This is a genomic window from Polyangium mundeleinium (assembly GCF_028369105.1).
GTDB lineage: Bacteria > Myxococcota_A > Polyangia > Polyangiales > Polyangiaceae > Polyangium > Polyangium mundeleinium.
Genome location: NZ_JAQNDO010000001.1, coordinates 9,682,391 through 9,706,282 on the forward strand (window position 1 = coordinate 9,682,391; position 23,892 = coordinate 9,706,282).

14 protein-coding genes are annotated in these 23,892 nt (G+C 71.0%); 9 read left to right on the plus strand and 5 right to left on the minus strand.

Features of this window, described 5'->3' with window-relative positions:
- Positions 1 to 73: 73 nt before the first annotated feature.
- Positions 74 to 697: a hypothetical protein gene (locus POL67_RS38170; protein WP_271925599.1), complete on the minus strand. Its 624-nt coding sequence runs from the start codon at positions 695 to 697 to the stop codon at positions 74 to 76.
- 104 nt (positions 698 to 801) lie between these two features.
- Here POL67_RS38170 and POL67_RS38175 point away from each other — a divergent pair, with 104 nt between their 5' ends.
- From POL67_RS38175 to glyA, 4 genes are all read left to right on the plus strand, one after another.
- Positions 802 to 2,814 carry an ABC-F family ATP-binding cassette domain-containing protein gene (locus tag POL67_RS38175; RefSeq protein ID WP_271925600.1) on the plus strand — a complete coding sequence of 671 codons (2,013 nt, stop codon included), beginning with the start codon at positions 802 to 804 and terminating at the stop codon, positions 2,812 to 2,814.
- The gene (locus tag POL67_RS38180) at positions 2,811 to 3,566 is read left to right on the plus strand and encodes a glutaredoxin domain-containing protein (RefSeq protein WP_271925601.1); all 756 of its coding nucleotides are present in this window, start codon (positions 2,811 to 2,813) and stop codon (positions 3,564 to 3,566) included. The genes POL67_RS38175 and POL67_RS38180 overlap by 4 nt, the downstream gene beginning before the upstream one ends.
- A 129-nt stretch (positions 3,567 to 3,695) precedes the next feature.
- Entirely contained in the window at positions 3,696 to 5,021 is a 1,326-nt protein-coding gene (locus POL67_RS38185) for a dihydrolipoamide acetyltransferase family protein (RefSeq protein ID WP_271925602.1), read from the plus strand.
- Positions 5,018 to 6,292: a serine hydroxymethyltransferase gene (gene glyA / locus POL67_RS38190; RefSeq protein WP_271925603.1), complete on the plus strand. Its 1,275-nt coding sequence runs from the start codon at positions 5,018 to 5,020 to the stop codon at positions 6,290 to 6,292. Before POL67_RS38185 ends, glyA begins: the two co-directional genes overlap by 4 nt.
- Before the next feature lie 97 nt (positions 6,293 to 6,389).
- Here glyA and POL67_RS38195 read toward each other — a convergent pair whose 3' ends face one another.
- Complete coding sequence (locus POL67_RS38195) at positions 6,390 to 7,223, minus strand: hypothetical protein (RefSeq protein WP_271925604.1); 834 nt, start codon at positions 7,221 to 7,223, stop codon at positions 6,390 to 6,392.
- 205 nt (positions 7,224 to 7,428) lie between these two features.
- Here POL67_RS38195 and POL67_RS38200 point away from each other — a divergent pair, with 205 nt between their 5' ends.
- Positions 7,429 to 7,722: a hypothetical protein gene (locus POL67_RS38200; RefSeq protein WP_271925605.1), complete on the plus strand. Its 294-nt coding sequence runs from the start codon at positions 7,429 to 7,431 to the stop codon at positions 7,720 to 7,722.
- 122 nt (positions 7,723 to 7,844) lie between these two features.
- Complete coding sequence (locus POL67_RS38205) at positions 7,845 to 8,462, plus strand: hypothetical protein (protein ID WP_271925606.1); 618 nt, start codon at positions 7,845 to 7,847, stop codon at positions 8,460 to 8,462.
- 175 nt (positions 8,463 to 8,637) lie between these two features.
- Here the strand turns inward: POL67_RS38205 and POL67_RS38210 are convergent, their stop codons facing one another.
- The gene (locus POL67_RS38210; protein ID WP_136929855.1) at positions 8,638 to 8,976 is read right to left on the minus strand and encodes an HU family DNA-binding protein; all 339 of its coding nucleotides are present in this window, start codon (positions 8,974 to 8,976) and stop codon (positions 8,638 to 8,640) included.
- A gap of 322 nt (positions 8,977 to 9,298) precedes the next feature.
- Positions 9,299 to 20,332 carry a tetratricopeptide repeat protein gene (locus POL67_RS38215; RefSeq protein WP_271925607.1) on the minus strand — a complete coding sequence of 3,678 codons (11,034 nt, stop codon included), beginning with the start codon at positions 20,330 to 20,332 and terminating at the stop codon, positions 9,299 to 9,301.
- A 197-nt stretch (positions 20,333 to 20,529) separates the two neighbouring features.
- Here POL67_RS38215 and POL67_RS38220 point away from each other — a divergent pair, with 197 nt between their 5' ends.
- Complete coding sequence (locus POL67_RS38220; RefSeq protein WP_271925608.1) at positions 20,530 to 21,462, plus strand: alpha/beta hydrolase; 933 nt, start codon at positions 20,530 to 20,532, stop codon at positions 21,460 to 21,462.
- Positions 21,463 to 21,474: 12 nt separating this feature from the next.
- Here the strand turns inward: POL67_RS38220 and POL67_RS38225 are convergent, their stop codons facing one another.
- The gene (locus tag POL67_RS38225; RefSeq protein ID WP_271925609.1) at positions 21,475 to 22,074 is read right to left on the minus strand and encodes a YqgE/AlgH family protein; all 600 of its coding nucleotides are present in this window, start codon (positions 22,072 to 22,074) and stop codon (positions 21,475 to 21,477) included.
- A 102-nt stretch (positions 22,075 to 22,176) separates the two neighbouring features.
- On the opposite strand from POL67_RS38225, the gene POL67_RS38230 reads away from it, so the two are divergent.
- Complete coding sequence (locus POL67_RS38230; protein WP_271925610.1) at positions 22,177 to 22,899, plus strand: RibD family protein; 723 nt, start codon at positions 22,177 to 22,179, stop codon at positions 22,897 to 22,899.
- 140 nt (positions 22,900 to 23,039) lie between these two features.
- Positions 23,040 to 23,891: a zinc-dependent alcohol dehydrogenase gene (locus tag POL67_RS38235; protein ID WP_271925611.1), complete on the plus strand. Its 852-nt coding sequence runs from the start codon at positions 23,040 to 23,042 to the stop codon at positions 23,889 to 23,891.
- The last annotated feature ends 1 nt before the right edge of the window (position 23,892 follow it).

Genomic DNA, 23,892 nt, shown 5'->3' on the forward strand with positions numbered 1-23,892 from the left:
GGCTGGTAAAACCGATGCCGTGCGCGGGAACGTGAGAATCGTGCCCGTGCAGGTCCAAGCACGTTTTTGGCGTTCAGACGGTACGCGGGGTGACGAGCGTGGCGTCGGCGCGCGAGAGCTTTGCGTTCGTTCGCGATTTGTTGTCGACGACGCTGACGACGTGAATGCCCTGCGGCGTCATCGACAAGGACACCATGCACACCATCGTCGCCGTGAGCCCCTCGCCGGCGACCGCCACGAGCGATCCGGGCCGGCAATCCGCCGCCGAGGGGCGGATGCGGCCGCCGAGCGGCGTGTCACGGAACGTGCGCACGACGTGCACGAGATCGGCCGCCGTGCCGAGGACGACGATCGGGCCCTTGGGCTCGAACTCGGCGAGCCACGCGGGGCCGAAGGGCTCGACCACGCGCGCCGGCGGCAAGCGCCGGAGGAGCATCGTGTTCGCCTGGACGACGAGCCTATCGACGATGCGACCGTCGGCCGAGCCGCGCCACTTCTCGAGCATCTCCAGGACGGGCTTGCCCTGTTCGAGCCGGATGAGGCGACGATCGATCACGCCCCCCAGCGTGGCCGCGCCCGAGTGCTCGACGATCTCCACCGTGCCGAGCTGGCTCCACGCCGTACGCGTTTGAAGCGCGCGCGCGAGCTCCTCGGTCCAGGCGAGGGCGGTGGGTTCGAGGTCCGTGGCGTTCGTCATCAGGGCACATCCTATCCAGGTTCGGGACGGATGGCGCGAGGTTCCGGCGTCCCCTGGGGCCGGATGTCGGGTGACTCCTGTCTTACATGCTAAGACTGCCGGCCATGACCGTCCTTCAGGTCTCCGGCCTCGGCTTCGGGTACGGCGCAAATGAGCTCTTTCAAGGGGTGACGTTCTCGCTCGCCCCGGGGGAGCGGGCCGCGCTCGTGGCGCCGAACGGCGCGGGAAAGTCCACGCTGATGCGGCTGATCGCGCGGGAGCTCAGCCCGGACGCGGGCTCGGTCGTGATCAAGCGAGGGACGCGGGTCGCGTACGTCCGGCAATCCCACGAACTGCCGAAGGTCGGGACGGTGCTCGAAGCCTTCCTGTCGGGGTTCGACGAGCTTCTTTCGCTGCGGAAGGAGCTCGACGAGGCCTCACACGCGGCCGCGAGCGGGACGAAACAAGCGCTCGATCGGCTGGCGAACGCGACGGACAAGTACCACCTGGCGGGCGGGGATGCGCTGGAGCGGCGGGTGGAGATGCTCGCCGCGCACCTCGGCTTCTCGCACGAGGACATGGGCCGCGCGCTCGGGAGCCTGTCGGGCGGGGAGCGCGGGCGATTGCACCTCGGCGTGGCGCTCGCGAATACGCCGGACCTGATCTTGCTCGACGAGCCGACGAACCACCTCGACATCGAGACGATCGCGTGGCTGGAGCGGCACCTCGCGGGGCTGCCGAGCGCGATGCTCGTGGTCTCGCACGATCGCGCGTTCCTCGACGCGCTCTGCCCGATCACGATGGAGCTCGGGCGGCGAAGCTTTCGGGTCTATCCGCTCGCGTACTCGCGCTACGCCGAGGCGCGGGAAGAGGACCTCGCGCGGGAGCGCGAGCTCGCCGAGCGGCAAGAGGCGTTCGTCGCGAAGACCGAGGAGTTCATCCGTCGGAACATCGCGGGGCAGAAGACGAAGCAGGCGCAGAGCCGGCGGAAGATGCTCGACAAGCTGGAGACCGTCGACCGGCCAGAGGACGTGTGGGCGCGGGCGGAGAAGGTGGCCTTCCGCTTCGTGCAGGCGCCGCGCAGCGGAGACATCGTGCTCGACGGGCGGGCCCTCGCGGCGGAGCGCGGCGGGCGGCAGCTCTTTTCGGGCTTTGATCTGCTCGTGCGTCGCGGGGAGCGGATCGGGATTCTCGGGCCGAACGGGTGTGGCAAGTCGACGCTCTTGAAGATCCTCGCGGGTCGCGGCGCCGAGGAGGATCAAGGCGAGGTCAAGCGCGGGACGAACCTCTGCGAGGGGTATTTCGATCAGCACCTCGGCTCGCTCGATCCGAACAAGACCGCAGTCGAGGAGATCCGCAGCGTGCGCGGCGACATGAACGTGGACGCGGCGCGGCAATACCTCGCGCGGTTCCGCTTCTACGGCGACGACACGCTGCGCAAGGTGGAAGGTTTTTCCGGGGGCGAGCGAAGCCGGCTCGCATTGGCGAAGCTCCTGCTCGAACCACGCAACCTGCTGTTCCTCGACGAGCCGACGAACCACCTCGACATCCCGGCGGCGGAGATCCTGGAGGAGGCGCTCGCGAGCTTCGAGGGATCGGTGGTGCTCGTGTCGCACGATCGCCGCTTCCTCGACGCAGTGACCACGCGGATCTGCGCGTTCCACGGCGGCAAGATCGAGCTCTTCCCCGGCGGATACCGCGACTTCCAGGCGAGTTTGTCCCGGCCGAGCATCACGCCCGAAGAGGAAGACGGCGCCGACGAGGACGAGCGCGCCCAGGACGACGGGCGAGCGAAGCGCGCGGTGAAGCGGAGCGCGTCGACGGTCGTGGCGCAGGCGAAGGGGCCGGAGTCGCCGCTCGACAAGAAACGCGCGTTCGAGGCGGAGAAGGCCGCGTCGCGTGCGCTCGAGCGCAAGCGCAAGCGCGTGAAGGAGCTCGAAGAGGAGATCGCGATGGGCGAGACTGAGCTCGGGCGCATGCGCGAGGTCCTGAAGCAGGACCCGGGTGGGGACTGGGAAAAACTCGCGAAGATGGTGTCCGAGGAGCAAGCGCTCGCGCGGCGCGTGGACACGGCGATGACGGAGTGGATGACGCTCGGCGAGGAGCTCGCGGCCGAAGACGTGGGGAGGACGGCGTGAATCGGCTCGGCCTCGTCGCGATGCTCGCGCTCGTCATGCTGCAAAGCGCGATCGCGTGTTCGAGCAAAAAAGAAGACGACGGCACGACGCCGCTCGCGACGACGGAGGAGCTGCCGTCGCTCACGATCGGCGAGGACACGCCGAACCTCCTGCTCACGTGGATCGACGAGAAGGGCGACATGCACGTCGAGCTCAAGCCCGCGGACGTGCCGGCGGAGGGTCGAACGCTCGTGCGTGTCGTCGTGAGTGATCGCGAGGACGGGACGAAGCACCTGTTTTACGTCGTCGATCTGACGAAGAAGCGCGACGACGGGACGTACGCGGCGCGGACGATGACGCGGCGCGCATGGGAGTCCGAGGTGGAGAAGCGGCGGAGCGCGTACCTCGCGAAGATCGCCCCTCCCCCGCCGCCCTCGCCGACCGGCGCGCCGAGCGCGACGCAAGGGCCAAAGCCGACGAACGAGCCGCCCGTCGTGGCCTCGGATCTGACGGTGATCGTCTACGGCGCGGACTGGTGCAAACCCTGCCACCAGGCGGAAGATTATTTGCGCTCCAAGGGAGTGCGCGTCGTGAAGAAGGACGTGGAAGCGAGCCCGGAGGCCGCCCGGGAGATGAGCGACAAGCTCGAGAAGTCGGGTCAGCGCGGCGGCAGCATCCCCGTCATCGACATCCGCGGACAGATCCTCGTGGGCTTCAGCACCCGCGCCGTCGACCGCGCGCTCGCGAAGGCGTCCTCGGGCACGGCGCTCTGATACCGGCGGAAGCCCAAGATCGTCGCTCTGCGCGTGCGCCCACGTTGCCCTCGCCAGGCGCAAGGCGTATACGAGCGGCCCCCCCGCAAGCCGGACCCGAAAGCGCGGGGATTTCCAGGAGCGAACTCCATGATCGACGTAGTCATGCCCCAGCTCGGTGAAAGCGTGGCCGAGGGGACGGTGACCAAGTGGCTCGTGCGTGAAGGCGACTTCGTTGCGCGGGAGCAACCGCTCCTGGAAGTCGCGACGGACAAGGCCGACACCGAGGTCCCCGCTCCTTCCGCGGGGCGGGTCGAGAGTATCGTGGCGGCCGTAGGGGCGGTGGTCCCGAAAGGCGGCCTGCTCTGTCGCATCGATGAGACGGCGACGGCCGGCGCAGACGTGGTGCGGCCCGTCATTCCCGCGCCCGCCGAGCCGCAGGCGCCCAAAGAGACGAAGCCCGAGCCCACGGCGCAGCCGCTCGGCTCGCCCTCGACGCGCAAGCTCGCGCGGGAAGAGGGCGTCGACCTGAACCAGGTGCAAGGCACGGGCGAGCATGGGCGCATCACGCACGACGACGTGCGCCGCGTGGCCCACGCCGCCCCCGCGCCCGCCGCGCTCGCCTTGCCTCCGCCGCCCCTCGCGCCCGTGCCTGCCCAGCCGATCACGGCCGCCCCGGAGCTCGCGCAGCTCGTGCAGGCGGGCGGCGGGTTCGTCCCGCCGATACCGGGCGTCGGGTACGGCGCGTACAAGGTGCCGCCGTACTCGCCGCGCCCCGGCGACGAGGTGATCCCGTTCTCGCGCCGCCGCCGCATCACGGCCGATCACATGGCGTACTCGAAGATCACGTCGCCGCACGTGGTCACGGTGGCCGAGGTCGATCTGCAGGCGACCACGAAGCTTCGCGATCAGCACAAGGATCGCTTCAAGAAGGAGGGCGTGCCGCTCACGTTCCTCGCCTTCATCTGCGCCGCGACGGTCCGCGCGCTGCGCGAGCACCCGCACCTCAACGCGCGCGTGCTCGACAACTCCTTCGTCGTGCTCAAGGAGATCAACCTGGGCGTCGCGGTCGAGACGCCGGGCGGTCTCCTCGTGCCGAGCATCAAGCACGCAGATCAACTCTCGCTGCGCGGCGTCGCGGCGCAGATCGACGAGCTCGCGACGCGCGCGCGGGCGGGCAAGACCACCGCGGACGACCTCGCCGGCACAACGTTCACGGTCTCGAACCCCGGCCTCAAGGGCAACCTCTTCGGCGGCGCGATCATCTCGCAGCCGAACGTGGGCATCCTGCGCATGGGCGAGATCAAGAAGCGGCCCGTGGTGGTGACGCGCGATGGCGAGGACGTCATCGCCATCCACCCGGTGATGTACATGGCGCTCTCGTACGATCACAGGATCGTCGACGGCGTCCTGGCAAACTCGTTCCTCTGGCGCGTCGCTGATCTTCTGAGCCGCGGGGAGTTCGAAGTCGGATGACCGCCGCAACGACGAAGCCCGAGGGCCATCGCCCGCTCTCCGAGGTCGATCCGGAGATCGCCGAGCTCATCCGCCGCGAGGAGCGCGCGGAGGCAGACACGATCCGGCTCATCGCGAGCGAGAACTACGTCTCGCGCGCGGTCCTCGAAGCGACGGGGTCGGTCCTGACGAACAAGTACTCGGAGGGCTACCCGCAGAAGCGGTACTACGAGGGCCAGCAGCAGATCGATCAAGTCGAGGAGCTGGCCCGGAGCCGCATGAAGCAGGTCTTCGGGGCCGATCACGTCAACGTGCAGCCCTACTCGGGCAGCCCCGCGAACCTCGCCGTGTACCTCGCGTTCGTGAAGCCCGGCGAGACGATCATGGGCCTCGGCCTGCCCGCGGGCGGGCACCTGACGCACGGCTGGAACGTCAGCATCACGGGCAAGTTCTTCAACAGCGTGCCCTACGGCGTGCGCGCGGACGATCACCGCATCGACATGGACCAGGTGCGCGAGCTCGCCCGGACGCACCGGCCGAAGCTCATCTGGTGCGGCACGACGGCCTACCCGCGCACGCTCGACTTCCCCGCGTTCCGCGCCATCGCGGACGAGGTGGGCGCGATCCTCGCGGCCGACATCGCGCACATCGCGGGCCTCGTCGCGGGCGGGGCGCACCCGTCGCCGATCGGAATCTCGGACGTCGTGACGATGACGACGCACAAGACGTTCCGCGGCCCGCGCGGCGCGGCCATCCTCTGCAAGACCGAGCATGCCGTGGCGATCGATCGCGCGGTGTTCCCGGGCCTGCAGGGCGGCCCGCACAACCACACGACGGCCGCGATCGCGGTCGCCGCGCGCGAGGCGATGGAGCCGTCGTTCAAGCAGTACGCGGCGCGCGTGGTGGAGAACGCGCGTGTCCTCGGCGCGGCGCTCGAGGCGAAGGGCTTCCGGCTGATCACCGGCGGCACGGACAACCACCTCCTGCTCGTCGACATGACGCCGAAGAACATCGGCGGAAAGCCGTACGCGAAGGCGCTCGATCGCGCGGGGCTCGTGGGCAACTACAATTCGATCCCCAACGATCCGCGCAAGCCCATGGATCCGTCGGGGCTCCGCATCGGCACGCCGTCGATCTCGTCGCGCGGCATGGGTCCGAAGGAGATGGAGCTCATCGCGGGGTGGATGGCCGAGGTCGCCGACCATCCGCAGGACGAGGCGCGCATCACCCGGATCGCCGGCGAGGTGAAGGAGCTCTGCCAGGGCTTCCCCGCGCCCGGCATCGTCTCCTGACGAAAAGCCGCACAAAAAGCCGCGGGGGCGCCGCTCGGTTCGTCGAGCTGCGCCCCCGTCGTCTTTTGTTTCGCCTCGATCCGAGGCGAACGTCACATCACTTCGAGTAGAGCTGCGCCGCGATGACGCCCGATCCACGCGTCGCCTTGATGACGTACTTGGCCTGCCCCGCCATCGGCCACGGCCACTTGTAGCAATTGCCGCCGCCGCCAAGCGAGGCCTGCTGGCCGCTGCCGCTGTCCTGCGCGAGGACCGGGTTCATGCCCGGCACGGGCGTCGTCGCGACGAGCGAGATGTCGACCTCGCTCGGCCCCGCGCCGACGGCGAGCACCGTGTAGCACTTGCCCGGCTGGAGGTTGACGGCCTCCTCGAGGATGCTGCCTTCGGAGAAGTTCCCCGCGGCGACGGCGCCGTCGCGCTGCATGCCCGGGGCCGACTGCTGGGCGAACGCCGTGAGCGGCAGCGTGGCCGCGCCGGCGAGGTTCGGATCGATGCGCTGCGCCTGCGCCCCGCCGCTCGTCTGGGTCGTGGTGCCGCCCGTCGTCGTCGTGCCGCCCGGGGCGGGGAAGCCGGGGATCGTGGGGAACTGGAAGCCGCCGGGCTGCGCCGTGGTGCCCTGCGGGGCCGGCTGCTGCTGCGGGGCCGGCTGCTGCTGCGGGTACGGCTGCTGCTGCGGGTACGGCTGCTGCTGCGGGTACTGGCCCTGCGGGTACTGCCCTTGCGGGTACTGGCCCTGCGGGTACTGCCCCTGCGGGTATTGCCCCTGCGGGTACTGCCCCTGCGGGTACTGCCCCTGCGGGTACTGCTGGTAGGGGTTTTGCTGCTGGTTGGCGGCCGTCTGGGCCGGCTGAGTGTCGTCGGACTTCTCGCAGCCGGTCGCAAGCGCGAGCGCGACGAGCAGCGCGGACGAGATGACGATGGATCGAATCAAAGCGACCTCCTCGGGAGTCGGGCGAATCTGGGTCCTACCCTATCAATCAACGCGGGGAACCCGTGAAACTTACGTCTGCCTTCCCGACGGATTGGACGGGCGTCAAGCAACACCGGATCGCAGAAAGCCGTTTTTCGTCCCCACGCGCCCCCACGAGCCGCGCGCCGCGCCCTGCACGCCTCGTCATAGTGAGGTAAACTACTTCATGGATCAGAGGAGCGGGGGACCGAAGGGGGCGGACATTCCGCCCGGGACGTTCGCGCGCTGGTTCCTGGACGAAGAGATGAAGCCAGGCGCGGGGATGGGGATCGCGGCGGAGCGCGCCGAGTACCACCTGTGCCGGGCCATCGCGAACCTCGAACGCGGCATGCTGCGCGAGGCGCTCGACGACGCGAACACGGCCGCGCACCTCGACGAGTCGCTCCGGGCCCGCGCGCTCATCGTGGCCCGTATCTGCATCCAGCGAGAGATGGAGGAGCTCGGCGTGCCCGACCGATGACGAAGCCGGTCGCGCTTCGAACGGCCTCATCGGTATGTGGCCCCGCGTAGGGTTCGGGTGTATGAGCGCGACTCTGTCTCGCGCGGCGCGCATGCGCGCCCTCGAGCCTCGAGGAGGGTCCGATGACGCGTTCGATGGTGTGCATGGGGGCTGCTGCGGCGGCCGTATCGATGATGGTCGTGGTGCTGGCGACGGGCTGCGGAAGCGAGCCCGAGACGCCGCCGCAGCCGGGTCCGGACGCCGGCTTCATGCCGCCGCCGCCCCCGCCGCCGCCCCCGCCGCCCCCGCCCCCGCCGACGGTGGCGGCGTGTGACTCGGTGCAGTCGCTGGCGCTGACGACGATGGTGCAGGGGCGCGAGAAGGTGGAGGCGCCCGGCATGAAGGCCGAGGGTGGGCAGCTCTGCATGGTGGTGCCCGAGGGGCAGACGGCCTCGACGCCGACGATGATGCTGGAGCCGGGCTTCTGCTACACGGTGATCGGGCAGGGCGCGGGCGGCGTGACGGAGCTCAACCTGGCGCTGACGCTCGACATGGCCACGGCGCTGCCGCCGCAGCTCGGCGCGCTCGCCGCGAATCCGACGCTCGCCGTGGACCAGGAGGCGGGTTCGTCGGCGTCGATCGGCCAGAAGACGAGCTGCTACGCGTGGCCGTGGCCGGTGCCGGCGATGGTGAAGGTCAACGCGACGGCGAAGACGGGCACGGGCCCCGTGGCTATCCAGATCTACAAGAAGAAGAAGTGACGTTTCCCGCGGCGGCGCGGCTCCCCGCGAGGTGAGGGCTGCGCCGCGGTGCGGCAGATCGTTGGAGCCCCAAGCTCCTCGTTTCTGCTCTTTGGGACCACAAAAAACGAACGGCCCACGCGATATCGCGGGGCCGTTCGTCGCGCGCTGCTGCCGCGACGGGAGCAGCGGTTTATCAGACGAGGGCGTCTTTGATCGCCTTGATCGGGCGCGCACGCACCGACTTGCTGGCGGGCTTGGCCGGGAAGGTCATCGGCTGCTTGGTGAAGGGGTTGATCCCCTGGCGGGCCTTCGTCGCCGGCCGCTTCACCACCCGGAACTTCGCGAAGCCCGGCAGCGTGAAGACGCCCGACTTCTTCAGCTCACGGTGCCCGACCGTGACCAGAGACTCGAGCACACTCTTGACCTGCTTGCGGGAGATCTCGTCCCCAGCAGCCTCCGTAATCGCCTGGATCAGAGCGCTCTTGCTCAACGACTTCTTCGCCCCGCCCCCAGCACTCTTCTTGGTCGCCATTGCAAATTCCTCCGAGCTCCGCGTCGCGCGCGACCCCTCGCCGCGCGCTCGGCTCGGGTGAACCATACACGGCGTGCGTCGCGAAAAAAGCGAAATCTTCGGGGGAAATAGCGATTTCGATGCGGAGAGTCGCTCTACCAGGCGTCGAACGGGCCGGAAGTAGGATGAGCCGCCGAGGAGAAGGACCACCAAAAGGCCTAAAAACAGCCTGAAAACAGGCTTCGGCGGGGGTTCGGCGTGGCGGCAGGTGTGAAGGAGGAGGAGGGCGCGCGCCGCAGGGGTTCGCGGCGCGCTGTTCCGGAAGGGCGGAAAAGAAGCTGGATCAGTCGCTCGCGAGCTCGTCCGCGAGGTCGCGCGCGGCGTCGAGGTTTGCGTCCTCGGCGAGCGCCTTCTCGACGAGGAGGCGCGCCTTGCCGCGATCCCCTTGCGCAACCGCGAGCCTTCCGAGGTGGAAATACGCGAGCGCGCGGCCTCGCGACGTCGTGCCCTCGGCCGAGCCCGGCGCCGTGATCTTCATCATCGTGACCGCACGAAGCGCGCGCGAAGCGACGTCGTGATCGCCACGATCGACCGCGAGTTGACCGAGCTCGAGCGCGATGTCGGCGCTGCCTGCATCGTTCTCGAAGGCCTTCGAGAGCTGCTCGAACGCGACGTCGTCATTGCCCGACGCGCGCTCGACGTGCGCGAGCGCGCGATGCGCAGCCGCGAGCGTCCTCGACCGACGCCCCTCGTACGCGGCGACGGCGTTCGTGGCGAGCGGGCGCGCCTCGTCGACGCGCCCCGCCCCGACATACGCCTCGGCGAGCACGATGACGGGCTCCCACGCGTCCGGCTGCCGGCGGCGCGCGTCCTCGACGAGCTCGACCGCAGCGCTCGCGCCCTCGGGCGTCGCAAGGAGCAGGCGCGCGGCGTGGAGCAGGAGCTCGACCGCGGCCGCGCCCTCGACGTTCGCCGCCGCCGAGGCAATCGAGGCCGCCGCGAGCTGGTGATCCCCCATCTCGCTTTGAGCCCCAACGAGTTCGGCGACGAGCGCGCGTTCGAGCGGGTCGATGTCGAGCGCTCGCTTCAGGACCTCGATGGCGCCCGGGAGATCCTGCTCCTTGTCGCGAAGGATCGCGGCGGCCTTGCGGAGGCAACCGACGCGATCTTCCTTGGAGGTCCGACCTTCCGCCTCGATCTGGTAGACGTCCGCGATCTTGCGGAAGTCTTCCCGCGACTCGAAGCGCTCCTTCAGCTTGGCGCCGAGGACCGCGCTCGTCGGGAACGCGCGGTAACCCGCTTCGAGGGCGCGATCCACGCCGTCCTCGTCGCCCTGCTCGGCGCGGATCGCGGCGAGCCGCTGCGCCGTCGCCTCCGCGGCCTCGCCCTTCTCGGCGCCGAGGAGTTTTTCGAGCGCGTCCGCGAGCTCCGAGGGGTCCTCGGCCTTCTCGCAGATGCGCACGATGGCACGCAGCGCGTCGAGGTTCGTCGCGTCCCAGTCGAGGATGCCGTGGTAGGCGTCGCGGGCGCGAGCGGACTCGCCCTGCTGCTCGAGGAGCGCGCCGAGCCGCATGGAGAGCGACGCGACGCTGGCCGTGTCCTCGCGGTCCTTGGCGAGGTCGATGCGGCGCTCGAGGAGCGAGGCGAGATCCTCAAAGCGGCCCGCGGCTTCCAGCAAGCTGGAGAGCAGCGTGGCCGCCTCCTGGTTCGCGGGGTCGTCGTCGAGCAGCTCCGTGAGGGCTGAGATCGCCTCGTCGGCGCCGCCGTCACGCTTCTGCGCGAGGCGCGCGCGTTCGAGGCGCATGCGCGAGCGGTCCTCGACCGTCTCGAGCAGCGGGACGACCTGCTCGATGACGCGCCCGAGGGCCTCGTCCTCGCCGAGGCTCCGGTAGAGATCGGCGAGCGGCCCCCAAAGGTCACGATCGGCAGGCTCACGCTCGAAGAGCTCGGCATAAAGCCGCGCCGCGCCGGCGAGATCGCCGAGTTTGTCACGGGCAATCGACGCCGACGCGAGCAGGTGGCCCCGCTCGTCGCCGGGCGCCGCCACGCGCCCTGCGCGCTCCTCGAGCGCCCGCGCCTCGGCCCAGTCCTCGGCCGCGGCGCGCACCTTGGCGAGCGCGACGAGGGCCCACAGGTCGTCCGACGTATCGGAGACGCCCTCCTCGCGGGCAAGCGCGCGCCGCAGGACGGACTCGACGAGCGCCGTGTCCCCGAGGCCCTCGGCGACGGAGACGGCCTCGCGGTAGAGGTCGGCCCCGCGCTCGGGCGCGAGCAGGACGAGCGCGTCGACGAGCGCACGCGGGCGATCGTGCTGGCGCGCGAAGCGCTCGAAGAGCGGTGCGATCTGCGCCGCGTTCTCTTCGCGCTGGAGGCCGAGGCGGAAGATGGCCTCGGCACGATCGGGCGACGCGTCGAGCGAGAGAGCACGCTCGAGCGCGGGCACGCCGCGCGCCGCACCCCCGGGCTCGCGCAGCGCGAGCTCGGCGAGGCGGTAGAGGCCATCGGCGAGCTCGGCCGGCGGCGCGCTCTCGCTCGCAGCGGCGATCCGCTTTTCGAGCAGAGCGATCTGCCCCTCGCGATCCCCGCGCTGCTCGCAGGAGGCTTCGAGCGCGCGCCAGACCTCGTGGATCCGGCGATCGCCCGGCCGCTCCAGCAAGAGCGCCTCGGCGCGCCGGAACGCCTCGTCCGCCTGGGCCGCGTCGCCCCCCTCACCGGAGAGCGCACGACCGAGGTGGAGGAGGAGGTCGACGAGCGGAGGATCGACCGTCGTCGCGGCGACGAGTTTACGCAGAGCGTCGAGGTACTTCTCGACCGCGCCGAGGCGACGAGCGAGCCCGAGCGCCGAGCGATGCGCGTCCCCGGAGGTCGGCCGCACGGCGAGCGCGCGGAGCCAGAGCGAGAGCGCATCCTCGGCGCGGCCGAGGTGCTGCTCATAGAGCGCAGCGAGCTCAGCGAGCACGGGCGCGAGGGCTGCAGCGTCGCCGCCCGCGCCATCGAGCCGGAGCTCGAGCGCGCGCGCGAGGAGCGCGTGGTTCTGGCGGCCACGGAGGGCTCGGATGAGGCGATCGGCCTCGTCGGGGCTCTCACGCGAAGCCTCGAACGCGGACTCCACGTGCTCGGCGGAGCGATCGGGATCGCCCTGACGATCGGCGATCTCCGCGAGCGCGATGAGCACCTCGGTGCGGGTGACGGCCGGCGAGCCCTGCTCGTCGCGCAGGCGCCGCACCATCATGAGCAGCGAGCGGTACGTGCGCTGCGCACGATCGAACTGGCCCTCGTCGAAGGACAGGCGCGCGAGCGCGAGCAGGATCTCCGGGTGCGTCGGATCGATCTTGAGCGCGACGTCGAGCTCGGCCAGCGCGGCCTTGCGATCACCCGACGACAGGAAGACCCGCGCCAGGTAGTAGTGCACGATCGCGCGGTCCTTCGGCCGGCGGCTGCCGTACGCGTCGATGATCTGGCGAAGGATGTTCGAGGCCTCGTCCGAGCGGCCCGCGGCGCTCAGCGCGTCGCAGAGCGAGAGCTTGATCGCGCGATCGTCGGGCGTGAGCTGCGACGCCTGCTCGAGCAGCGGAACGGCCGCCTCGGGCTTGTTCCGCTTCGAGAAGTGCAGGTCGGCGGCCTCGCGGAGGAGCGCCGTGCGCTTCGCGGCGTTCTCGGTGTGTGCGGCCTCGATGGCGATGAGCTCGGCGAGCGGGCCCCACGCCTCGGCCTCGCGGTAGAGGACGGAGAGGCGCGCCCGGAGCGGCGCCGGGTCGGCCACGCGGCCCTGCGCCTCTTCGAGCCGCTGCTGCGCGAGCGCGGGCTCGCCCGAGGCGATGTAGGCCTCGGCGAGGCGCAGGACGGGGTGCGGCGAGGCGTCGGCCGGCGCGTCCGCGCAGATGGTCTCGAGGACCTCTGCAGCGGCCGCGTGATCGCCGCGCGCCGTGAAGAGGCGCGCGAGCGCGTCGAGCGAAGCCATGTCGCGGTACCGCGCGGCGCGGCGGTAATCGCTGATCGCACGCGGGAGATCCCCGACGCGCGTCTCGGCGATGATCGCGGCCCTCCGCCAGAGCTCGGCGGCCGCGGTCGTGTCGCGATCGGCCTCGCGCCGCGCCGCCTGATCCTCCCAGAGCGACGCGAGCGCGCCGTGGTCACCACGCGCGCCGAAGAGCTCGGCGAGTTTGTCGACGGAGGGCGCGTGCGAGGGGCTCTCTTCGAGGTTCTTGCGGAGCGATCCGATCGCGCGATCCACCTCGCCCGACTCGACGAGCAGGAACGCGAGGTCGAGGCGCAGATCGACGCGCGCGAGGACCTCATCGGCCACGGAGATCTGGCGCTCGCGCAGGGTGAGAAGCTCGGCGCGACGGCCCTCCTTGCGATAAAGCTCTTCGAGGCGCGATCCGACGAGCTCGTCGGTCGGATCCTCGCCGAAGAGCTCCTCGTAGATCGCGATCGCCGGCTGCGCGTCGGAGATCTCGGCGGCAGCGAGGCGGAGCGCGCGGCGGCGCGAGGGCTCGAAGGGCAGCTTCGCGCCGTCGAGGCAAAGCGCGACGACACGCACGAGGTCACCCTCTTCGCGGCAGATGCGCACGAGGACGTCGAGCGCCCATGCGGCGAAGGTGGCGGCCTCGCTGAGCGGGTCCGAGCCCTCACCGATCCAGCGCGCCTCGGCCTTCTGGAGCATGGCCTCGGCGATGCTCTTGGCGAGGCTCGGATCGCCCACGTGGTCGCTGGCGACGGTGACGGCCTCGCGGTGGAGCGGGAGCGCGTCCGCGGAGACCTCGCTGAGACGCAGCAGGGCGTCGACGAGGGGCTTGCCGGGCGCGTGGCGGCGCAGCTCGACGAGCGCCGCGAGCATCTCGGCGTTCGTCGGGTCGTACGTCAGCGCGCGCTCGATCGCGATCTCGGCGGCACGCTCGTCCCCGCGGCGATCGCGGTGCCAGAGCGCGACGCTCCACCAAAGGGCACGTGCGACGTCGGGCGGGACGTCGCCCTGCGCCTCGATCGCCGGGAACGCCTCGGCGATGTCGGCCCAGCGATCCGCGATCGCGGCGAGGCGCAGGACCTCGGCCGAGAGCTCGGACGTCTTCACCGCGGCAAACGCGCGCCAGACGGCGTCGAACGCCGCAGCGGGGTCGTTGCGACGGTGCTCGTGCAGCGACGCGGTCTCCGCGAGGATCGCCGTACGCTCGGTGGCGGACGTCGCGGCGGCGAGGCGCGGCTCGAGCAGGTCGATGGTGCGTTGCCAGTCGCCCGAGGCCGCGTAGGCCGCCGTGAGGACACGGACGGCGGCGGCGAGGATGGGCCTGCGCGCCTCGTCGTCGAGGTCGATGAGCGAGAGCAACGATTCGAGACCAGAGAGCGCGAGGCCCCCCGGATCGGCGCAACGAATCGCGGCCTCGTAGCTCGCGACGGCCTCGGCCCACTGCGCGGTGCGATCGCGCTGCACGTCGCCGAGGCGGCGGTAGAGCTCCGCTGCGCGGGCCACGTTGCTTCCGTCATCGTCGGCCTGCGCGGCGCTCGTGCGGAGCAGCGCCACGAGATCGGGCCAGCGCGCCGCCTTTTCGAGGAGCCGGGCGAGCGCGTCGCAGCTCTCGTCGTCGGCGCCGAAACGGGCGCGCACGCCTTCCCACACGGTGATCGCACGGGCGACGTCACGGAGATCCTGATCGCAGATCGCCGCGACGCGCACGAGATCCTGCCGCGCGGCGTCGCCCTCCGTGAGCTCGGCGCGGCGCTCGAGGACCTCCGCGAGCTCGCCGAAGCGGTTCTCGGCTTCGAGGTCGAGGGCCAGGCCGCCGAGCGCGTCGAGGTCGCGCGGCTCGTCCGCGAGGCGAGCGCGATACGCCGCGATGGCGCGCGGTTTGTCGCCGAGCTCGCTCGACGCGATGCGCGCGACCTCGAGCAGCGTGGCGCGCCGGGCGTCCGGATCCTTTTCGAGGCGCGCGAGCCGTTCGAGGACCTCGCAGCGTTCCGCCGAACGGCCTTCCTCCGCGAGGAGGCGCTCGAGGTCACGCGCGGGGCCGACGACGAGCTCGGGGTGCTCGGGTTCGAGCGAGAGGATCGTCCGGCCGAGATCGATCGCGCGACCACGATCGCCGAGCTTCTCGACGTAGATCGCCGAGGCGCGGGAGAGGAGCTCGATCTTGAGCGCGCCGCCGGCGCCCTCGGAGACCCCGACGAGGACCTCCGCGAGCCGATCGAAACGATCGACCCGCGCGGCGAGGCGCTCGAGCTCGGCGCGGTGGCTCGGCTCGGCGGGCTCCAGCGCGACGAGCGCCGCGAGGCTCTCCAACGCGCCCGCCGGGTCGTCGAGAACGTCGGCGCGCAGAGAGACGATCTCGCGCAAAAGCGCACCGCGCGCGGCCGGATCGACCGCGGCTTCGAGGCGAACGGAGAGCACGCGCGCGAGGTCCTCATGGCGCTCCTCGCTGCGGTAGCGTTGTTCGAGGACGACGGCCGCGCGCTGGCGGGCCGTATTCTCGGCCTCCGCGCTCGGCCGGATGGAGAGCGGCTCGGCCGAGCCAGTGGCGGCGAGGACACGCTCCAGCAAGTCGAGCGCCTCGGCGCGTGACGGCTCGACATTGAGCATCTCCTCGACGACGCGGAAGGCGGCGTCGGGCTCGACGACGCCTTCGAGCCAGAGCGTGGCGATTCGCGCGCGGAGCTTCTGCGCCGCCTCGACGTCGAGCGAGGCGAGCTCGTGCGAGAGCAGATCGATGAGCGGGCGGTGACGGCCGAGGCGCTCGTAGAGGCGCTCGAGCGAGGTGCGGATCTTCTTGTCGCGCGGCTTGAGCGGCAGGAGCTGCTCCAGGTACTGCACGGCGCGATCCGGATCGCCGGCCAGATCCTTCGCCGACTCGGCCGCGTCCTCCAGAAGCTCGACGCGCGCGAACTTGTCGTCGGTGCGCTCGATGGCCTGGTCGTAGAGCGAGAAGAGGTCGGCCCAGCGCTCGTTCTGGTTGTAGGCGAGCTTCAAGCGCTCGAACGCCCACAGCGCGTCGGGGGCGACGTCGACGACCCGACGCAGGAGCTTCATGACGGCGTCCTGATCGTCGAAGAAGAACTCCTCGTGATAGTCGACCGAGCGTCGCCCGAGGTCGTCGAGCGTGTCGGGATCGAGCTCGCGCACGGAGTCGGATTCGAGCTTCTTGCGGTAGGCCTCGGCGACGAGATCGGGCCGGTCGGCATCGCGGCCGAGCTGCTCGGCGCGATCCCACAACGCGGCGTCGTAGGGCAGCTCCTCGACCGCGCGCACGGCGAGGTCGAGGGCCAGCTCCGGCGCGGCGCCGGGCCTGTCGAGCAGCCGCGTGAACCAGCCTGCGCGGAGATCCACGAGGTCACTCGCATCCGCGGGCGTCGCGATGAGCAGCTTGAGGATCCGCGCGGCGATCGACTCGTCGCCCGTCGTGTCGCAAGCGCGCTCCAGCATCTCGGCCGCGCGCCGGCGGGACTCTGGCCGCGCGAGCGCACGCTCGAGGAGCACGAGCGCCCCTTCGTTGCCCGGCTCGGCTTCGAGCACCGGCTCCACCGCGGCGAGCGCCTCGTCGACCCGGCCGAGCCGATCGAGGAGGAGCGTCGCGAGCTCGAGCTCGAGCGCCGTTCGCTCCGCGCCCTCGCGCAGATCACGGCGCGCCGCGATCATGGCCGCCGCCCCCTCGACGTCGCCGACGTCGAGGAGGAGCCGGCCGCGCGCCGCGAGCGCCGCATCGTTCTGCGGATCCTGCTCCAGCACGCGAGCGTAGAGATCCGCGGCCGCGCGCGGATCCTTGAAGACGTTCTCCTCGGCCGCCGCCCACGCGAGCAGCGCCTCGATCCGACGATCGCCCTCGGCGCGTTGCAGGCGGAAACCGAGCACCCAGCGTCGATCTTCGAGCCGCGCCTGCGACGGCGGGCTCTGATCGAGGAACCCTTCGAACGCCTCGACCGCGGTCCAGGGATCCGACGCGCCCTGGATCATGCTCCGGTAGGCCGCCGCGGCGTCCTCCTGGCGATCGGGGTCGGCCGCGAGCACACGCGCGCGCGCCGCTTGGAGCGCCTCGCGCGGCCCGACGTCGAGCGCGCCCTCGTCGGCGAGGAGCGCGTCCGCCGCGCTCACGAAGCGCGTGGTCGCCTTCGCGTGGATGGCCGCGTCCTCGAACGCGAGCAGTTTGTCCGCGCGCTCCGCCGCGTCGGCCGCGGTGCGGAAGAGGACCTCGTAGACTGCGGGCAGCTTCTCCCACGCCTCGGAGCGACGGTAGAGATCGACGAGCCGCTCGGCGGCGTCACGATCGTCGGTCGAGAGCGCGAGCACACGCTCGAAGAGACGCTCGGCAAGCGCGCCGTCTCCGCCGCCGTCGGCGAGGTCGCCGGCGCGCCGGTAGTCCTCGATCGCGGCCGCCGTGTCCCCGAACGCCTCGGCCTTCAGCGCGGCGAGGTGTTCGAGCCATCGCGCCTCGGAGAGCGGGCCATCCGCGGTCGAGATGCGCCGTTCGAGCAGCACACGATAGAGATCGTTGTCGCCCGCCTTCCGCGCGAGGTCCGCGATCCGATCGAGCGTCTCGTCCGAGAGCGTCGTGCCCTCGTCGAGCAGGCTCCGGTAGTGCTGCCGCGCGCGATCGATCCAGCCGCGCGAGGCGGACAGGTTCGCCATGCGCAGCGTGATTGCTGCGCGCTCCTCCGCGTCGGCCGCGCGCTCCACGCCGCCGATCAGCGCCGCGTAGAGGCCCTCTGCGTCCGAGCCTTCCTCCAGCACGTCGAGCAGCGCTTCGTACGCGCCCCGATCCCCCGCGTCCTCCTCCAGCGCGCGACGGTAGGTCGCCGCCGCCGCGGCGAGGTCGCGCAGGCCGCGACGCTCGATCGTGCCGATGGAGTGGAAGATCTGCCGACGCCGATCCGGATCCGTCGTCGCGGCCAGCGCGCCCTTGTACAGCGCGAGCCGCTCGTGCGCGTTGCCGTGCTTCTGCAGCAGGCTGTCGATCCGCGTGATGAGGTCGGGCGAGGACGGCTCGAAGGCGAGCGCGTTCCGAAACACGGAGAGCGCGCCGACGAAGTCACCGTAGATCGCGAGCGCCTCGCCCGTGGCCTTGGCGAGCTCCGCGATCGCCGGGTGATCGACGTTCCGGTTGCCGAGCGCCTGGATCAGGATACCGGCGCGGCGCGCGGCGTCGTCGCCCGCGAGACGCTCCACGGTCGACAGCCACTCCGGCACGTCGTCGGCCATGTCGTTCGTCGCGATGCGCAGGCCGAGGCCCGCGAACAGCAGCGCGCGCTTCGCGTCCCCGAGATCCCCCTCCGCGATCTGCGTGGCTTCGCGCAGCGCGGCGAGCCGATCGGAGGCGTCCTTCGCGACGTCCCCGCGCACTTCGAGGATCTTGAGCAGACCCGGAGAGGCCCCCTCCTCGCGGTAGATCGGTTCGAGGACGTCGGCGGCGCCGAGCCGATGCTCGCCACTGCCGAGCATGCGCTCCACGGCCTGACGGCACGTCTTGTCGGAGCGATCGAGGTCGAGCGCCTGACGGTACGCGTCGAGCGCGCCCGCGCCGTCGCCGAGGCGACTGAGCCGCACCTGCGCGAGCTTCGCGAGAATGGCGGTGCGCTCCTCCGAGGGCGCGAGGCCCGCTTCGGCGTCGAGCGTCTGCGCGAGTTCCTCCCAGCGCTGCTCGCGTTCGAGCAAGGGCAGGATGCGCGCGTGAATCTCGCGGGTCGGGCCGTACGTCTGGAGGAACCTGCGCCAGCCGTCGAGCACCGCGCCGAGATCGTTCGAGCGCGCGGCGCGGAGATCGGCTGCGCGGAACGCGAGGTCGCGCGCCGCTTCCCTGTCGGTCTCGAGGGCCGCGCGACGTTCGAGGACATCGGCGAGCGAGACCTCGTCCCCTGCGGCCTCGTAGAGGCGTTCGAGCGCGGGGAGCGCTTCGCTCTCCAGCGACGTGCCGACGAGCTTCCGGTACGCGGCGATAGCGCCCGGCGCATCACCGAGCGTCTCCTCGCGCAGCCGCGCGAGCCGCTCGGCCGCACCGGCGCGCGCGTCGGGCTCCGGCTCGATATCGCTCAGCCGATCGAGCGCCGCGGCGAGCGCGCTCCAGTCGGAGGCTTGCTCGCACAGATCTGCGAGGGCCCGCGCCGCGCGCACACCCGCGTCCTCCGCGAGCCCCGCGTCCACGGCGCTCTGGAACGACGCGCGCGCCCGCTTCGGATCTCCCGTCTCCAGGAAGAGCTCGCCGAGGTCGGAGGCGATCTTCGCCCGCACGAGCGGGTCCTTCGCGCCGGCCGAGGCGCGCGTCAGCACGCGCGTCACGTCGAGCCGGCGATCGAGCGCCGCGCCGATGGAACGGTACCGCGCGCGCACCTCGTCGTCGTTGGGATCGACCGTGAGGATGCCCTCGTAGAGCGTAAACGCGGCGCCCAGGTCGCCGAGGTGCTGGTATTGCAGCGCCGCAAGCCGCTTCTGCGCTTCGAGCCGGCGCGGGCCACGCACGCTGTCGATCTGGATCGTCAGCATGCGCGCAGCGTCCTCGTACTGCTCGCGCGACATGAACACGTTCTCGATGGCGGCGGCGGCGCGCGCGGCGAGCGTCTTGTGCGTGAGGAGCTGCTCGCAGGTGCTCCACGCGAGCTCGCTGTCGGGGTTCTTCTTGAGCACCTCCTCCGCGTGCGGCAGCGCCTTCTCGATCTCGTGCAGGCTGACCGAGTAGAGCTCGATGGCCTGCTCACGCAGCGCGAGGAGATCCTCGTCGGCGGGCGGCGGATCGGCGGAGATGGCTTGCTCGTAGAGCTTCGCCACGTCGGCGAAGCGGCCCGCGGCGATGAATCGCTCGGCCATCGCGTTGCGGCTGTCGGCGTCGGTCGGGTCGAGCCGGAGGATCTGCTGGTGGAGCTTGAACGCCTTGTCCTCCTCGCCTTGCAGCGCGGCGAGGATCTGGACGGCGGCGCGGAGGAACGCGAGCTGCTCTTGTTTGTCCGGCCGGTGCGCCGCCATCTGCGTGTAGAGATCGGCGAGCTTCGTCCAGTCCTCGCGGTCGCGCAGGATGGCTTCGAGGCGCTGGAACGCGTCGACGTTGCCCGGCGACAGTTGCATGACGCGCTCGAGATGCGGCTGTGCCGTCGCTCCGTCGCCGGCGTAGTCCACGAGGAACGCCGAGGCGCTGAGCAAGAGCTCGATCTGCGCGGCCGGCTGCAGCAGGCGAATCTTCCGGTCGCGGCAGATGGCGTCGTAGGCAGCGGCGAGCTCGGCGATGCGGTTGTCCCGATGCGCAGCCTGATGGAGCATGTCCCATAGCTCTCCGGGGCTCGCGCCCTTCGCGAGGGCCTGAGCGAGCAAATCCAGGAGCGCGGGTTCGTTCTCGATCGTCTGTTCCAGGGCCGAGGCAACGGTGTCCAGCTGCGGTACGGCGCGACCGGTCTTCGATTCCTGCATGTCCCTTCCCGAGCCGCCGGGGAAAATCGGCGCGGCCGAGAACGTATCAAGGATCGTTCGGACGGATCGCATTGATCTGAATCAGCCGCCGGCAAAATCACGAAATGCAGCTGGAACCCCGGGGGACCCCGTCGGCCACCTCGCCCCCGCCCCGGGGGGTGGCCCCGCGCATGGTGCGTGGGTTACGCTGCGTCACTGTGCGGACGACACGTCGTGGCTTCCTGATCGGAGCCTCCGCGGCGGCATGGACGCTCGGCACGACGCGACGCGCCGAAGCCGGAGGGACGACCGATCTCGGCGCCTCGGATCTCGACGTGCGCGACCTCGATCTTCCCGGCGATCGCGCGCTCGGCCGGCGCATGACCCTTTCGATCCCGCGCGGCCTCGATCCCACGAAGGCCCCGGCGCCGCTCCTCGTTCTCCTGCATGGCCTCGGCGAGACCGGCGACGAGCGCATGGGCGCCTACGCCTGGCTCGAACGGTACGGCCTCGCGACGGCGTTCGCGCGCCTCGGCCGGCCTCCCGTCGTGCGCACGTCGAAACGGCTGGACTTCACCGACGAACATCTCCGCGCGGTCAACGAGGAGCTCTCGCGCACGCCCTTCCGCGGCTTCGTGATCGCCTGTCCCTACACGCCGAACGTCAACAAGGCGGCGAACCCCAAGGCCGCGCTCGATGGCTACGCGCGCTGGATCGCCGAGGTCGTCGTGCCACGCGCGCGCCGCGAGGCGCACGTAGCGACCGACGTCGCGCGCATCGCCCTCGATGGATGCTCGCTCGGAGGCTACGTCGCGCTCGAAGTCTTCTCACGCCGCCCCGAGACCTTCGGCGCGATCGGCGTCGTGCAGACGGCGATCGGCGCGCACCGGACCGCGGGTTACGCCGATCGCCTCGCCGCGATCATCACCGCCCACGGCGCGCGCGGGGTGCACGTCGAGACGAGCACCACGGATCCGTTTCGCGCGGCCAACGAAGCTCTCTCCGCCGATCTCACCAAGCGCAACGTCCCGCACGACGCCGTCGTCTTACCGGGTCCGCACGACCAACCCTGGCTCCGCGAGGTCGGCACGCTGGAGATGCTCCGCTGGCACGACCGCCGCTTCCGGGGTTTGTCTGTCCGGAACCCCTGAGCGCGGCCCGCGTCAGGCTTCGCCCACGCTCCGCATCGACATCATCACGGCGGGCGTGAGGCCGTGCAGCGCATAGGCGCGCTCCCACCGATCGTCCACGTCGACGTCGAAGAGCACGCCTTCGTCGAGCGGCGTCGGCAGCCACGCGCCCGTCCCGATCTCCCGTTCGAGCTGCCCGGGCCCCCATCCGCTGTAGCCGAGCATCACCATCCGCCGCTTCGGATCCGGCGCGCCCGCCTGCGCCACACGCTCCTGCACGAGCTCGTCGAACGCCACGCGGCGCGACGTGAGCCGGATCCGACCGTCCACGGCGAGCACGCCCTCCTGCTCCGCGTCGAGGCTCGGATCCACGCAGAGGATCCAGCCCATCGTCGGCGCCACCGGCCCCCCGAGGAACACCGGCCCATCGTCCTTCGACTCCGGCCCCTTGTACCCCGCGAGCTTCAGCACCTCGCCGAGCGACATCGGGGCGACGCGGTTCACCACGAAGCCGAGCGCGCCGTCCTCGTTGTGCACCGCGAGCAGCACGACCGTCCGATCGAAGTTCGGATCTCCGAGCGGAGGCGAAGCGATCAAGAACCCGGGCGCGAGCGAGCGGTGGGCTTTGTTCATCCGTTCCCATCTTAATCGAATTCGTCGTCGCGGGCGTGCCCGCTCCATGCTCCTTCCGCGTGCCTCGCCCCGCGCGACGCTCGACGCTACGATCGCCGAACGATGCTCGACCGCACGGAAGGAATGCCGCCTCGCTCGCGGCCCTGGGTCACCGTGCATTTCGCGCAATCCCTCGACGGCCGCATCGCTACCTCCACGGGTGATTCGCGCTGGATCAGCGGCCAGGAGACCACGCGCTTCGCCCACGCCCTCCGCGCCGCCGCCGACGCGGTCCTCGTCGGCTCCGGCACGGCGCTCGCCGACGATCCGCTTCTCACCGTGCGACACGTGCCGGGAAAACAACCCCTGCGTGTCGTGCTCGACACCCGCGGCCGCGTGCCTCCCGCAGCGCAGCTCTTCCGCGACGCGACCACACGCACGCTGCACGTCACGCGGCAGGCGTCACGCGCGACGCTGCCGTCCCACGTCGAGTGCTGTGCGCTCCCCGTCGCGACGAGCGGGGAAGGCATCCACCTCGACGCGCTGCTCGTCGCCCTCGCAGAGCGCGGCACGCGCGAGCTGCTCGTCGAAGGCGGCCGTGGCGTGATCACCTCCTTCCTCCGGGAAGGGCTCGTCGATCGGCTCGTCGTCACCGTCGCGCCTCTCGTCATCGGCGCGGGCATCGAGGCCGTCGGCGATCTCGGTACACGCAAGCTCGATCAAGCCCTGCGCCTGGAGCTCCGCCGCGTCCTCCACGTCGGCGGCGACGTGCTCCTCGAACTCGCCCGCAAAGGCGCGCCGCCCTTGCCGGTCTCGCTCCCCGACGCGGCGTCGGTGGCCTCGTGACCCGGGCCCGCGCGATCTGGTTCGAACGACCCGGCGTCGCGGCTCTCCGCGACGAACCCCTCCCCGACCCGGGTCCGCGCGAAGCCCTCGTTCGTACGCTTGCGTGTGGGGTCAGCGCCGGAACCGAACGCCTCGTTCTCATGGGCCGCGTGCCACCCGACATCCGCGCCGTGATGGCCCTGCCCGCGCAGCGCGGCTCGTTTGATCTGCCGACGAGCTACGGCTACGCGGCCGTCGGCATCGTCGAGGCGATCGGCCCTCACACGTCGCCTGAGCTGCTCGGTCGTACCGTCTTCGCGCTCCACCCGCACCACGATCGTTTCATCTCCAACGAACACGCGCTCCGCCCGTTGTCCGAGGGCATCCCCGCGCCACGCGCTACGCTCGCGGCGAACCTCGAAACCGCGCTGAATGCCGTGTGGGACGCGGAGATCGCGCTCGGCGAGCGCGTCGTCGTCATGGGCCTCGGCGTCGTGGGACAGCTCATCGCGCGCCTCGCCACGCGCGCGGGTGGCCACGTCACCTGCATCGACCCGGACGAACGCCGCGCCACGCTCGCCCGCGACCTCGGATGCGCCGCATCGCTCCCCTCGATCGACGCGGCCATCGTCGCCGAAGCCGACGTCCTGATCGAAGCTTCCGGCTCCCCCGAAGCCCTCGCCGCGCTCGTCGCATCCGCTGGCCCCGAAGCGCGCATCCTCGTCGTCTCCTGGTACGGCGAGCGTGGCGTCCCCTTGCCCCTCGGCGGCCGATTCCACCCGAACCGCGTCACGATCCGATCGAGCCAAGTCGGCGCGATCCCACCCGCGCGCCGCGCTCGCTTCACCTTCGAGCGACGCTTCTCCGTCGTGAACGAACTGCTCCGCGACGACCACCTCGATCGCCTCGTCGGTCCGCTCGTTCCCTTCACCGATGCGCCCCGCCTGTACACGTCGCTCGCTGCCGGCGAAGCGTGGAATCCGCCGCATCGCGTGCTCGATCCGTCACGTTGAT